Here is a 13,606-nt window from a genome sequence, read left to right on the forward strand (position 1 = left end):
ACGGGACTATCCAGGACGGCTCCGACGCCGTGATCACACCAGCCACAGCAAGATCATCTCATCTGTGACCGGCAGTTACGGGACAACCCTTAGGCCGCCCCCTGACCGGGAACGGGCCCGAGCGGGCTGGGCGGTGGCGGTGAGGGTCGTCACAGCCCAGCCCTCAGTCGTACGCCCCCTCCGAGCGAATCCCTGGGAGCCGCCCGCACCGACTGTCGTTCGGAAGGACGACCAGGCCCGTCCCCACCCCGGCACAGTGAACGGCCCCCGGCGTCCAGACGGAGGCCGTTCACCCACATTGATCAGGGCCGGGCCGAGAAGGCGGCGTGGCCGGCCCGCAACGAGGTCTTGTCGATCTTGCCGACCGCGTTCTTCGGGATGGCTTCCACCACGAAGAACGCGGTCGGGCGCTTGTAGCCGGTGAGGCTGCGCGTGCAGAGGGCCTTCAGCGCCTCGACATCGACAGCCGAACCCGGCCGAGGCTGGACGTAGGCGACCACCACCTCTCCCCACTTCTGGTCGGGTACGCCGATCACCGCGGCCTCGAGCACCGAAGGATCGCCGGCGAGCACGTCCTCGATCTCCTTGGGGTAGATGTTCTCCCCACCCCGGATGATCATGTCCTTGGAGCGCCCGACCAGGGTCAGATAGCCGTCGGCGTCGAGATGGCCCACGTCGCCCGTGTGCAACCAGCCGTTGACGATGACCTTGGCCGTTTCGTCCGGGCGGCCCAGATAGCCGCGCATGACATTGGCCCCCCGTACGACGACCTCACCGTCACCGCCCGGCGCCACCTCGACACCGTCGGCGCCGACGATCCGGATCTCCTGGCCGGGGAAGGGCAGTCCCACGGTTCCGGCGCGTCGAGGGCCGGCGACGGGATTGATGGTGGAGCCGCAGGTCCCTTCGGACAGCCCGTACCCCTCGACGAGCGGAAACCCGTACCGGGCCTCGAACCGGGTCAGCAGCTCGGCTGATGCGGGCGCCGCGCTGCAGACCCCGAAGCGCAAGGACGAGGTGTCGGGGCGGACCTCGTCCGGGAGCGCCGCGAGCATGCTGTAGATCGTCGGCACCGCGCTGAAGAAGCTCGGACGCTCCCGCTCGACGAGGTCGAAGAAGGTGCGGGGATCGAACCGGCCCGCGATGACGACGCTCGCCCCCACGAGCAGAGGCATGAGCACGCTGACCACGATGCCGTTGACGTGGAAGAGCGGCAGGATCAGCAGGCACCGGTCGGCCGGCCCGACCTCCAGCGCCTGGCGTCCCATCTCCACCATGGCGTCGATATTGGCGTGGTCGAGCATCACACCCTTGGGCACGCCGGTCGTACCGCTGGTGTAGATGAGCAGGGCCAGCGTGGCCGGGCCCAGAAGCGGTGCCTGATCCGGCTCTACCGTTCCTTCGTACAGTGCGCCGACGGAGAGTACGGCAACGCCCTGCGCCACAGCGGCCGAACCGTCCTCGACCACCAGCAGGCGCGCACCGGAGTCCTTCAGCTGTCGGTCCACTTCGGCGTTGGTCATGCTCGGGTTGACCGGTGTGACGGTGGCGCCGAGCCGCCAGGCGGCGAACAGCAGGAGCACGAACTCGACGCGGTTGGTCAGCTTGAGGGCCACGACGTCACCGGGACCTGTTCCGAGGTCCTGGAGCTGACGCGCCGCCGCTCGGACCCGGCTCAGCAACTGGACGTTGGTGAGGGCCTGGTGGCCGTCGGAGACCGCGGCGCCGTGGGGGTCGAGGGCCGCGCGGCGGTCGGGCAGAGAAGCGAAATTCATGGCGCGGCGTACCTGTCTCGGTGTGATGCGATCCGGTCACGGAGCCGACGCGGCTGCTGCCGGGACCAGTTGGCGGGCGAGGAACTCGGTCTGGTCGCGCACCAGCGCCTCGAAGGTCTCGCCGGTGTAGAAGTCGAAGTGGCCGGCGTCGTACCTCTTGACCTCTCCGCGGGGCGCGGTGCGCGCGTACCGGAGGGTCTGGGCGGGGGGCGTGACCGAGTCGGTGTTGCTGACGCAGAAGAGGATCGGCATGGCGACCTTCTTCGCCGCGCGCCCGGGCCGGTAGGCGGCGATGGTCGGGATCACCCGCGCCGCTACCTCGTTGCGGAACGTCGTCCCGGCGGGCTGCAGTGCCTGGTATCCGGGCAGGGCGTCCGAGGCGTTCATGAGGGCCGGCGAGCCGGGGGCGGCGGCGATGGGAACCATCGCGGGCGCTTTGCCGAGCACTCTGGCCGCCAGGTCCCGGGCGAGTACGGGGGTCATCCTGAGGGAAGCGACCGGGCCGAGCGCGAGTGCGGAGGCGAGACCGTCGGTGAAGGGGCACTGGGCCACGGCCGCACGCAGTTCGGGATGGCGTGAGGCGACCGTGATGGCGTGGCCGCCGCCGAAGGAGCTGCCCCAGACCGCAACGCGTGTCCGGTCGATGTCGGGGCGGGTCTTGACGTGGGCGAGCGCGGCATCCCAGTCGGCGAGCTGACGCCTGATCGACAGGAGCTGGCGCGGGCGGCCGCCGCTGTCGCCGAAGTGCCGGTAGGTGAAGGCCACGGCGGCGATGCCGGCCTGTGCGAAACGCTCCGCGAAGGCGTCCAGCCGCATCTCGCGCGTGGCGCCCAGTCCGTGCCCGAGGACGACGACGGGCGGGGAGGTGACGCCCGTGGGGAGGTAGAGCCACCCCGCACAGCTGCTGTCGCCGGAGGGGAACGTGATGTCGTGACGGGTGAAGGAGTGCACGGTGGTCATCGTCGGCTCACCGTCCGCTCGTCGAGCCGTGCCCGGGCACACTGCCCGAGGCGAGCGCCTGCGCGTAGGTGTCCGGCCTGTAGAGCGGGACCGTTTCCCCCAGTCCGGAGAAGAGACCGCTGTGAAGACCACCGCACCCCTCCGCCGTCGTACCCTCGCCGCCACGCTCATGGCCGTCGCCCTCACCGCGTCCGCCCCCTCGGCGGTCGCCGCCGCACTCCCCGAGAGTCCCGGACACGTCCGAGCGGGGAAGGTTTCCGTCGCCGGGCATGGCGAGAGCGCCCGCCTCGGCTACCAGAAGGCGGTCGTCGTCCAGGTCATGAGGGGCGTGTTCGAGCGGGGCGACACCTCGGTGGTCGACCGTTTCGTGCGGCCGGACTACATCCAGCACAGCCCGCTGGCCCCCGACGGCGCCGAGGCCCTCAAAGCCTTCGGGGCCGCCTTCCGAGGGCAGTACCCGGATGCCAGGTTCGACATCAGGCGGGTCATCTCCGAGGGTGACCTGGTACTCGTGCACTCCCACGTCGTCCTGACTCCCGGCACGCGCGGTATCGCCGTGTTCGACATCTTCCGCTTCCGGGGCGGCAGGATCGCCGAACACTGGGACGTGGTGCAGGACGTGCCGGCGACCACGGCCAACGGCAACGACATGTTCTCCACGATCAGCCGGCTGCAGACCGAGGCGCCGGGCCCCGCGCGGCTCACCGAGTACAACAAGAAGCTGGTCACCGCGTTCGTCGAGCAGTACTTGGTGAAGAAGGATCTGGCCGCCATCGACACCTATGTAGGCCCCGAGTATCACCAGCACAACCCGTACATCCCCGACGGTGTGGCGGGCGCGAAGGCCGGACTGGGTGCCTACTACGCACAGTTTCCGCAGCTGGTGGCCACCCCCAAGCGGGTGATCGCCGAGGGCGACCTGGTGGCCGTCCACAGTCTCACCGTCAACGTGCCCGGCCAGCGAGGCCAGGCGGTCGTGGATCTCTTCCGGGTGCGGGGCGGAAGGATCGTCGAGCACTGGGACGTCGTGCAGGACGTCCCCGCGCACTCCGCGAATGACAACACGATGTTCTGACGGCCGTCGATGAGAGCCGGCCGTTGAGGCGCGGCCCAGGCCCGGGCTCCCGGCCGAGCCCCCCCCGTCCTGCGGTCCGGCGCGGGCGGGGGTCCTCATCTGCTGCGCCTCGCGGGAGGACCAGGGTGTCTTTCAGGCGGGCAGGAGCACCAGGGCGTGATGGTGGCGTGATCCCGTTGAAAGTTGGCATTCATGCCATGGTGGTGAGACGTGGCAGGCGGCGACGCTTGACGCATGACGAACGACACCACCCCCACCATGCGTGCCATCCGCCAGGAGACCCACGGTTCCCCCGAGGTTCTCCAGGTGGCCGAACTTCCCCGTCCCGAGCCGGGCCTGAGCGAGATCCTGGTCGCCGTCCGCGCGGCCGGCGTCAACCCGACGGATTGGTACAACCGCGCTCGGCCCCTGACCATCGACCGTATGCCGCTGGTCCTCGGCTGGGACGTCTCCGGCGTGGTCGAGGCCGTCGGTGTCGGCGTCACCCTGTTCAAGCCGGGCGACGAGGTCTTCGGCATGCTGCCCTACCCGCACGGGGCCGGAGCCCATGCCGAGTACGTGACCGCCCCTGCCCGGGCCTTCACCCACAAGCCCGAGAACATCGACCACGTCCAGGCCGGCGCCCTCCCGCTCGCCGCCCTCACCGCCTACCAGGCCCTCGTCGACACCGCCGACGTCCAGCCCGGCCAGCGCGTCCTCATCCACGCGGCCGCCGGCGGCGTCGGCCATCTCGCCGTCCAGATCGCCAAGTCCCGCGGCGCGTACGTCATCGGCACCGCCAGCGCCGGCAAGCACGACTTCCTGCGCTCCCTCGGAGCCGACGAGCTCATCGACTACCACGCGGTCGACTTCACCGAGGTCCTCAAGGACGTCGACGTGGTCCTCGACCCGATCTCCCTGGACTCCGCGGCCCGTGCCCGCTCCCTGGCCGTCCTTCGCCCGGGCGGCACCCTCGTCTCGATCCTGCCCGTCCCCCTCGAGGCCGACGAACTCGCGAAGATCGCAGAGCTGGGCATCCGCTTCGAGTCCCTCCTCGTCGAGGCCGACCAGGTCGGCATGCGTGCCATCGCCGCCCTCGTCGAGGCCGGCGCCCTGCGCGCCCACGTCGAGGCCGTCTTCCCGCTCGCTCAGGCCGCCAAGGCGCACGCCCCGGGCGAGACCGGTCGTACCACCGGCAAGATCGTGCTGACGGTGGAGGGGGCCCGGCCGGCGGACCTCGTCGCCAGGGTGCTCCGCGCCGCCTTCGAAGCGGGCGACACGAGCGTCATCGACCGTCACATCCGGCCCGACTACATTCAGCACAACCCGCTCGCCGCGGACGGCCCCGAGGCCATGAAGGCCTTCGGCGCCGCATGGAAGCAGCAGTACCCGGACGCCACGTACGAGGAGAAGCGGGCCATAACCGACGGTGACATGGTGCTCCTGCACTCCCATGGCGTCCTGGCCCCCGGCAACCCCGACGTCCCCGAGCTCGCGATCTTCGACCTCTTCCGTTTCCAGGACGGAAAGATCGCCGAGCACTGGGACATCCTCCAGCAGGTGCCCGCCGCCACGGCCGACGGCCACGACCTGTTCTCCACCCTCAGCGAGCCGCGGACCCGCAAGCCCGGACAGCCGTGGCTCACCGCCTACAACAAGAAGATCGTCACCGACTACGTCGAACGGCTCCTGGTGAACCAGGACCTGAGCGCCATCGACGCGTACTTGAGCCCCGAGCGCCACGAGCACAACCCGGGCGTCCCGGCCGGTGCGGCGGAGTTGAAGGCCGGACTGCAGGCGTACACCGAAGAGTTCCCGGAGCTGAGGATCAGCCTGAAGCGGGTCATCGGCGAGGGCGACCTGGTGGCAGCCCACCTCCACGTCGTCAACACCCCCGGCGAGCGCGGCAAGTCGGTCATCGACCTCTTCCGGGTGCGGGACGGAAAGATCGTCGAGCACTGGGACGCATCGCAGGACGTGCCGGAGACCGCCGCGAACGACAACACGATGTTCTGACGGCCGCCGGTTCGCAGCGCCCCAGAGAGGACAGATCCATGACCGGACTGCGGCACGACGTCTTCGTGACGCCCGCTGTCCCGCAGAGCAGCGGCACCCTGAACCTTCCCGACGGGGAGCCGATGGTGTGGTCGCCCCTCGCGACGACCCTGATTCACGGCGAGTACGACGCCGTCCTCGTCGACCCGCCCTTCACCACTGACACCACCCGCGAGGTACTGGCCTGGGTGGAGAAGACCGGCCGCGATCTCACGGACATCTGCATCACGCACGGCCACGGCGACCATTGGCTCGGCGTTCCCGTCCTGCTCGAACGCTTCCCGGAGGCGGTGGTCCGGGCGACGGCGGGAACCAAGGCCCACATGACCGCTCTGGCCACGCCCGAGGCCCGCGGGTCTTCGTTCACTCCACAAGGACGGAGCTCCGCGCGCAGCCGGCGCCTGGGCGCTTGCCGGCCCACGTCGGCTGCGGCCAACGCGGAGCCCGGGAGGGCGCCGGGACAAGCAGCCCGACGGCGTGAGGCTGCCCACCCCTCCTTGTTGCCCGACCGCAGACCATCGGGTTGCGCACAAGCCGACGCTCCGGCCGGGCAACTCCCCGCCCCCCCGTGGCGAGCACCCACTGGGCGACATCTGCAGGCCGACCGTGACGGCTTCCCCGCGAACTGGTCCAACTCCTTCCACCCAACTGCCGTGAGAGAGCGCGATGCCGCATTCCCGATCAGCGTCGGCGTCACCCCTCACGCGAAGACCGTGGTGAGGGGAAGCCCATGAACAGACCTGACGACTCGGACGAGCGACGTGAGGTCGGTGAGAGCCCCCGGGTGGACGCGATGACAACACGCGTCTTCGCAGAAGCCCAGAACGGTCAGCGCACGGACATCACCCGGGCCTGCGACCTCGCCCGCGCCTTCGCCGACCTGGTCCGCCACCAGCGCGGATACCTCCTGCTGAAGTGGATCCGGCAGGCCGAACAGGACGCGCCGAAGCCCATGAAGCGCTTCGCCGGCTTCCTCCGCCAGGACCTCGACGCCGTCACCGCCGGACTCACCCTTCCCTGGAGTTCCGGCGTCGCCGAAGGACACGTGAACCGGGTGAAAAAACTCAAGAGAGCAATGTACGGCCGAGCGTCGTTCGAACTGCTACCGACCCGCATCCTCGAAAACGGCACGTGAGACAGTCGGGCACGGCTCACCGATCGTCACCGAGGAGAAGGATCCATGAGAGCGTTGCCCGCCGTCACCGGCCGTGATGAGTTCGACGTCCTGGTCGTCAGGACCGACTACCACGACGACCAGGCGTGGCAGGACGTGACGGCGGCGCTGATGGAGCCCTGGGGGGACAGGCAGTACGAGGCACACGTCCACTTCATAGACGACCCGGTCTGGGCAGGAGCGACCGTCGACGAGGCGCTGAACGCGGTCCGCGCCGACGAGAACCTGGCCGTGGTCTTCCTCGCCGACCGGACAACCATGCAGGCCGAAAGCCACGCGTTGCTGGCGGTCACCACGCTGACGCGGGAGGAGTGCGTGGACGACGAGGACTACGAGCAACTGACCGAGTTCGGCCGTGAGTTCCGCACTGTCCCCGCAGGGGTCCACGACGTCCACGCAAACCTGAGCATCGGCAACCTGGGCTTCGAGGAGTACGCCGCATGGGCTCACGATGATCCCGAGGGGACCTACCGGCCCTTCTGAACAGGTCTCACGGAATTGCGGACAGAGCCTTGAAATTCCCCACCCTGTACTCAGCTCGGGACGGACCTGCTCGCCTCGTCTCCCCAACTGCGTCCTGACCGGCGCTCTCTCGTCAAGTCCAACGGCTTTGGGACGATGGGTGGTTCCGGATAGGGACGTGATGTTTCGCCCAGTACGTTGACCTGTCGCAGCACACCGAGACGGCCCCATACTCCAGGACCTGACGAACCGACGGGCGAAGGAGCACGGTGAGCGCAGCGGCGACAGCAGGGACCTGGAAGCTCGGGGACCTGGAGGTGAATCGCATCGGCTACGGCGCGATGCGGCTGACGGGCAACGGCATGATGGGGAACTCCGACGGCACGCCGGTCGACCGCGATGCCGCCGTCGACCTGCTGCACAGTGCGTTCGAGCAGGGCGTCAACCACATCGACACGGCCGCCTTCTACTTCTCACCGCTGCGGTCCGCGAACGAGATCATCAACCGCGCCCTCTCGTCCTGGCGCGGTGACGTGGTCGTGGTGACCAAGGTCGGCCCGGCACGCGATCCCTCCGGCGAGTGGCTCTACACGGTCCGACCCGACCAACTGCGCGGCCAGGTGGAGGAGAATGTGCGCCAGCTCGGCCGGGACTACCTGGACGTGGTGAACCTGCGCGCCGGCGGCCCCCGCACAGCCTCGATCGCCGAGCACTTCGGCGCCCTCGCCGAGCTGCGCGATGCCGGCCTTGTCCGGCACCTCGGGCTCTCTGCTGTCCTGCCCGAGCACGTGGCCGAGGCCCAAACCATCGCACCCGTGGTCTGCGTGCAGAACTCCTACGGCCTGGACTGGCGCCGCGCCGACGAGAGTGGGCTGGTGGACCTGTGCGGGGAGCAGGGCATCGCCTTCGTCCCGTTCTTCGCGGTCTCCGGCCTGCGGCGCGAGGCAGCCGCAGGCCAGGAGCAGGACGCGCGCGTCCAGGCCGTTGCCCGCGCCCACAATGCGACGCCGGCCCAGGTGCGGCTTGCCTGGACCCTCCACCGCGGTCCGCACGTGCTGGCCATTCCCGGCACCAGGAACCCGGCGCACCTGGCAGAGAACATCGCCGCAGGAGCCCTGCGCCTGACCGAGGAGGAGTTGGCCCTCCTCGACAAGCCGGACGAAAGCATCGCCTGAGCTTCTGCCTGCATGCTCGGTGAACTACTTCCCAGTCCAGTACGAGTTGCAGCAACCTGGCGCTGTGAGCCAGGAATGGCTCCGGGTCGTCCTCCATGCTCGCCCGGCGCGCCGCCCTGCTGCTGGTCCTCGTCCAGATGCCACAGCCGGGGCACCACGCCGAAAGGCCGACGGCGTTCGCCCGTTCCAGGGTGCCCAGACCGAGGCTGGCATACGTGGCGTACACGGTGACCCGACAGACCCTGGCCGACATGCGCAGGACGACCCATTCCCGTCACGAATGGGTGGCGGACTGCGGTGGTCTCCTCGACGTGGCGTACGACCGCCGGGCGCCGCTCGGCCTCACGGGCGAGCGGCGCCCGGCGGGGTGGACAGTGCGGCTCAGGAGAGCCGGACAGGCAGCTTGTTGAAGGCGACCAGCCGGTCGGTGCGGACCTCGAGCGGATCGCCGGCGAGTTCCACCGAGGAGTACCGCTCGGCGACGAGGCCGAGGATCACGTTGGTCTCGGCCCGGGCCAGCAGTTGTCCGGCGCATGCGTGGGTACCGAGCCCGAACGTCAGGTTCCGGCTCGCGTCCGGCGGTCGGTTGTAGTCGAACTCGTGGGGGTTGTCGAACACCGCAGGGTCCCGGTTCGCAGCTCCGATCGGGTACTTGATGCAGGACCCGGCGGGGATGTGCACGCCTTGGATCTCGATGTCTTCGTCCGGGAAGCGGGTGATGATGAGCTCGACCGGGTTCAGCCGTGCCAGTTCGTTGATGAACGCGTCCCGGATCTCGGGCCGCTGACCGAACTCCGCCATCAGGTCCGGTCGTTCGGCGAACAGCTTGAATCCGGCGCCGATGAGGTAGGCGGGGTTCGGGCCGCCCGACATGTACAGCAGCACGGTGGTCTCCAGGACCTCGCGCCAGGTGAGCTCACCGCGCCCATGGGCCGCGAGGAGTTCGTCGACCAGGCCGTTTCCGGGCTCCTCGGCGCTCTGCTTCTCCCGCACGTACCGCTCGGTCTCGGCGAACATGAAGTTCATGCCGGCCAGCGACTTGGCGTGGATGCCCTCACCGGGTGCGGTGGCGTTGATGAGCATCGCGTCCCACAGCGCCCAGAACATGCCCTCCACGTCACCCACGGGCATGTCGAGGATGCGGCACATCGTCAGGTGGGTCGGCATCACGCCGAGGTCGAAGTGGGCGTCCACCACCTCGCCGGGGGCGAGCCGGTCGAGCGCCTCGACCGTGAAGTCATGCGTCAGCCGGGCCCAGGCGCCGATCCTCTTCGGCGTCAGCCAGCGGTTCGTGAGCCGCCGCATCCTGGTGTGCTCGGGTGCGTCCTTCGACAGGACCGTGTTGTCGAACGCGGTCCACGGGTGCGGCGGCCCCCCGGGGGCGCCGAAGGACGGCGGCTCCGCGATCCGCATACACGGAAGTTTCGCGTTGTGCATGGTGTCCGCGTGGTTCAGCACCACGTAGGTGTTCTCCGTCGTCCGGTGCACCGGCGCGATCGCCCGCGCCCGCTCGTACGTCGGATACGGGTCGGCCCGGAACTCCTCGTCGTTCCACGGGAACAGCGCCGAGGCGTCCTCGATGGTCAGGCTCATCTCCGGTAACTCCTTCGAATCTGGTCTGGCCGGGGCAGGGTCAGACGGCCACGAGCGTCAGGAGGTCACGGGCCCACGCGTCGGCGAGGTCCGTGGCCGGGGTCGTCGAGGCGGCGTCGTGCCTGGCCGTGGTCCCGATCTGCTCCGCGCCGAGCTCCAGGAGAGCCGCACGGAGGGTGTCGATGGCGTTGTTGAACGTTTCGTAGACGCTGTCGCCGAGACCGAACGCCGCGAACCGCAGGCCGGTGAGATCGGGGCGCTCCGCCATGAGCGCGTCGTAGAACGGCGCCGCCGTCTCCGGCAGCCCGCCCTCCCCGTAGGTGGAACTCACGAACACGGCGATCTCCACGGCCGCCAGGTCGTTTACCTCGACGTCGGTCAGTTCCGCGGTGACGGTCTCGAATCCCTGGCCGCCGAACGCGGCGGCGATGTCGTCGGCGACCATCTCCGCGTTGCCCGACTCGGTCCCGAACAGGACGTGTACGACAGTCATCTCACTTCTCCTGGGTTGCCGATGGCCCGGTCGTAGCCAGCGGGATGGAAGACAGGGCATCGGAACCCGCCGCCGCAGCGAGGAGTTCGTCCCTGGTCCTGAACTTCGTTCGGCACCTGTCGGGCCGGGCACGCCGGATCTCCGCGTCGTCGATGCGCCGCCACGCCTCGAAGTCCACCGCCGAGGCGGGCAGCAGGCCGCGCAGACCATCCAGGCCCGTACGGTGGCGCTGCTCCTGGCCGCGGAGGAAGGCGAGGACGTCCTTCGCCGTGTCCGCCGCCAGTCTCCGGTTCTCCGCCAGATTGCCCAGTCGGCCGGTGGCCGGGCCGCCCACCCGGAACACATTCGGGGCCGCAAGGGAGCGGAACAGGGCCACGTGTGCCGCCGAGGAGTCGAATCCGAGCGCCGTGACGACGGTGTCGGCGTCCACATGCTCGATTCGGCCGCTGTCGCCCGCATGGTGCGTCGTCACGCGGATCCGGCCGTCGTGCCGCCGGATGGAGGCCGGTACCTGCTGGAACCGTACGTTCACCGTCGTGCGCGGGGGCGCCGTGGCCTTGTCGAACAGAGACGTGCCGTCCACGCGTACATGGACACCGACGACGTGGGCGAGCTCCTTCACCATCGACGCGTCCCACTTCGCCAGGTGCGACGGACACCGGCCCAGGATGTGGATGGTCCGCACGGGGTTCGGCGCCATGGCGCGCAGTGCGTCGTCATCGACGTCAGAGGCGATGAAGTCGAGGTCGGACTTGGACAGCAGTCGCGCGACGTCCATCGCGACGTTCCCGGTGCCGAGGATGACGACCTCGGAGCCGAGGCTGTGGAGACGGTCTGGCCGGTGGCGCAGACGGGCGTCCGGGTCCGAGTTGAGCAGCCGGATCAGGTCACCGGCGCCGACGACCCGGGCGTCCGGATCCTGGTCGATGCCAAGGCGCCGGTCCGCCCCCAGCCCGGTCGCCAGCACAACCGCGTGGAAGCTGTCGAGAAGCGACTCGAAGCCGACGTCGGTCCCGACGGACACGTTCCCGACGAACTCCACTCCCGGCTGTGCGAAGACCCGCTCGAACTGGCGCGACACGGCCTTGGCGCCCTGGTGGTCCGGCGCGATGCCGTACCGGACCAACCCGAACGGCGTCGGAGTTGAGTCGAGGACGGCGATCTCGATGTCCGGCTGCCCCTTACGCAGAGCCTGGGCTGTGTAACACCCACTGGGGCCGGCGCCGACGACCGCGACCCGGAACGGGACTCCGTCGCCGGTGGCGGCGGCCGATCGGTCCGGCGCTGTCTGTGCCGGAGTTTTCATGGCTACCTCGGTTGCTGCGGAAGAGTTCGACAGATGCAGGGAACAGTAACTAACTAACGCTCGTTAGCATGGCGCGCCGACCCCGACGGGCGAAGGAGGTGATCGCTTGACCGGGGCCGGCCGCCGTCAGCGGGAGGTCGTCACAGTTCCTGACGGCCGATGCGCTGGTAGACCTCGGGGCGCCGGCCGCGCAGAACCCGTGCGTGGACCATCCCGACGAGGAACAGGGCGAAGGTGAAGAACAGGAAGAAGGACGTGAAGAAGCCGGATCCGCCGAGCAGGTCCGAGTAGTTCGCCACCGCGAGGTACGCCACCACACCGATTCCGACGGCTGACAGGAGCGGTGCCACCGCTGTCTTCCATGCGGGCTCGGAGGACGGGTTGCGGCGGAAGTAGAAGAACACCGCCACGCTCGCCGCGAACAGGAGCAGCAGGATCGCGAAGGAACCGATGCCGGACGCCCGCGCGTACAGGACGTTCGGGTCACTGCCCAGTGCCACGAACAGGACCACGCCGATCGCCCACAGCGCCCCGATGAGGGACGCGGCCACGTACGGCGATCCGTGCCTGGGGTGCACCTTGCCCAGTGCCCTCGGCACCACCCCGTCGGTGCCGAGGGAGTACATGTACCGCGCCGTGACGTTGTGGATGGACAGCATCGACGCCAGGATCGAGGTCATCAGCAGGACGGTGACGACGTCCACCACGGTCTTGCCGACCAGCGCGGTCAGCGCGTCGGTGAACATTCCGCCGGTGTTGGCCGTGGCGGCCGACTGAGCCTTGTCGGCGCCGGTGAAGGCGATGTAGGCCCACGCGGCCAGGGCGTAGAAGACACCGATCCCCGCCACGGACAGGTAGGTGGCCCGGGGGATCGTCCGGTCCGGGTCCTTGACCTCCTCACGGAAGATGACGGTGGCCTCGAAGCCGAAGAAGTTGCCGACCACGAACAGGAGGGCGACACCGATGTTGGGGTCGGTGACCCACGGCAGGCTCAGTGAGGCGCCCCCGGTACCGGCCGGGGCCCCGTGCGCGAAGGACGCGACGTCGAAGACCACCACGACGACGACTTCGAGCACCATGACCGCGGTCAGCACCTTCGCCGAGAGGTCGATGCGCCGGTAGGCCAGCGCGGTGGTCACCGCGACGATCGCCAGCGCGTACCAGCCCCAGCCGATGTGGGGACCGCCGAGGTTCTTCTGGACGTAGCTCTGGATGGTGATGGCGAAGAACGGCGGGGCGAAGAACCCGATCATGAAGTAGCCGAACGTCGCCAGGAACGCGCCGCCCAGACCGGCCGAGCGGCCGAGACCCTGCGTCACGAAGGCGTAGAAGCCGCCGGGGTTCGCAACGGTACGACCCATCACGGTGAAGCCCACACAGAAGACCAGGAGTATGACCGTCGCCACGACGTAGATCGCCGGCCCGGTCTTGCCGCCGAACATCAGCAGCACCGGGATGAACCCCGCCACCGTGGTCAGTGGCGCGGAGAACGCGAGCACGCTCATGGCGAGCTCTCCGACGCCCATGTTGCCCTGCAGTCGTCGCGGCTGTTCCACGAC

The 13,606-nt window shown here is 69.2% G+C and carries 11 protein-coding genes and 2 pseudogenes; 7 read left to right on the forward strand and 6 right to left on the reverse strand.

The annotated features are described in order from the left end of the window. Positions 1–302: 302 nt before the first annotated feature. Together ACZ5SK_RS42755 and ACZ5SK_RS42760 are read right to left on the reverse strand one after the other, a co-directional pair. The gene (locus tag ACZ5SK_RS42755) at positions 303–1,775 is read right to left on the reverse strand and encodes a class I adenylate-forming enzyme family protein (RefSeq protein ID WP_468577650.1); all 1,473 of its coding nucleotides are present in this window, start codon (positions 1,773–1,775) and stop codon (positions 303–305) included. A gap of 36 nt (positions 1,776–1,811) precedes the next feature. Further along, positions 1,812–2,735 carry an alpha/beta hydrolase gene (locus ACZ5SK_RS42760; protein ID WP_468577652.1) on the reverse strand — a complete coding sequence of 308 codons (924 nt, stop codon included), beginning with the start codon at positions 2,733–2,735 and terminating at the stop codon, positions 1,812–1,814. Between the two features lie 121 nt (positions 2,736–2,856). Between ACZ5SK_RS42760 and ACZ5SK_RS42765 the strand changes: the two genes are divergently transcribed. From ACZ5SK_RS42765 to ACZ5SK_RS42795, 7 genes and pseudogenes are all read left to right on the forward strand, one after another. Next, positions 2,857–3,810, forward strand: coding sequence for a nuclear transport factor 2 family protein (locus ACZ5SK_RS42765; RefSeq protein ID WP_468577654.1), 954 nt, complete (start codon positions 2,857–2,859; stop codon positions 3,808–3,810). A gap of 258 nt (positions 3,811–4,068) precedes the next feature. Beyond that, positions 4,069–5,007: pseudogene (locus ACZ5SK_RS42770) on the forward strand (NADP-dependent oxidoreductase); the annotation flags it as partial. A gap of 30 nt (positions 5,008–5,037) precedes the next feature. Beyond that, positions 5,038–5,805: pseudogene (locus ACZ5SK_RS42775) on the forward strand (nuclear transport factor 2 family protein); the annotation flags it as partial. A gap of 38 nt (positions 5,806–5,843) precedes the next feature. Continuing rightward, positions 5,844–6,578 carry an MBL fold metallo-hydrolase gene (locus tag ACZ5SK_RS42780; RefSeq protein ID WP_457495310.1) on the forward strand — a complete coding sequence of 245 codons (735 nt, stop codon included), beginning with the start codon at positions 5,844–5,846 and terminating at the stop codon, positions 6,576–6,578. Positions 6,579–6,637: 59 nt separating this feature from the next. After that, the gene (locus ACZ5SK_RS42785; protein ID WP_468417256.1) at positions 6,638–6,979 is read left to right on the forward strand and encodes a transposase; all 342 of its coding nucleotides are present in this window, start codon (positions 6,638–6,640) and stop codon (positions 6,977–6,979) included. A 45-nt stretch (positions 6,980–7,024) separates the two neighbouring features. Continuing rightward, entirely contained in the window at positions 7,025–7,501 is a 477-nt protein-coding gene (locus tag ACZ5SK_RS42790; RefSeq protein WP_334574083.1) for a DUF6924 domain-containing protein, read from the forward strand. A gap of 248 nt (positions 7,502–7,749) precedes the next feature. Beyond that, entirely contained in the window at positions 7,750–8,655 is a 906-nt protein-coding gene (locus ACZ5SK_RS42795; protein ID WP_334574082.1) for an oxidoreductase, read from the forward strand. Positions 8,656–9,036: 381 nt separating this feature from the next. On the opposite strand, the gene ACZ5SK_RS42800 is transcribed toward ACZ5SK_RS42795, so the two are convergent. The 4 genes from ACZ5SK_RS42800 to ACZ5SK_RS42815 form a co-directional block, all read right to left on the reverse strand. Beyond that, a complete protein-coding gene (locus ACZ5SK_RS42800; protein WP_334574081.1) occupies positions 9,037–10,248 on the reverse strand; it encodes a cytochrome P450 in 1,212 nt (403 codons plus the stop codon). Positions 10,249–10,288: 40 nt separating this feature from the next. Next, the gene (locus ACZ5SK_RS42805; protein ID WP_334574080.1) at positions 10,289–10,741 is read right to left on the reverse strand and encodes a flavodoxin domain-containing protein; all 453 of its coding nucleotides are present in this window, start codon (positions 10,739–10,741) and stop codon (positions 10,289–10,291) included. Position 10,742: 1 nt separating this feature from the next. Then, a complete protein-coding gene (locus ACZ5SK_RS42810) occupies positions 10,743–12,047 on the reverse strand; it encodes an FAD-dependent oxidoreductase (protein WP_468417241.1) in 1,305 nt (434 codons plus the stop codon). Between the two features lie 140 nt (positions 12,048–12,187). Beyond that, the gene (locus tag ACZ5SK_RS42815) at positions 12,188–13,603 is read right to left on the reverse strand and encodes an APC family permease (protein ID WP_457495309.1); all 1,416 of its coding nucleotides are present in this window, start codon (positions 13,601–13,603) and stop codon (positions 12,188–12,190) included. Positions 13,604–13,606: the final 3 nt, after the last annotated feature.

The organism is Streptomyces sp. NPDC031474, assembly GCF_055581185.1.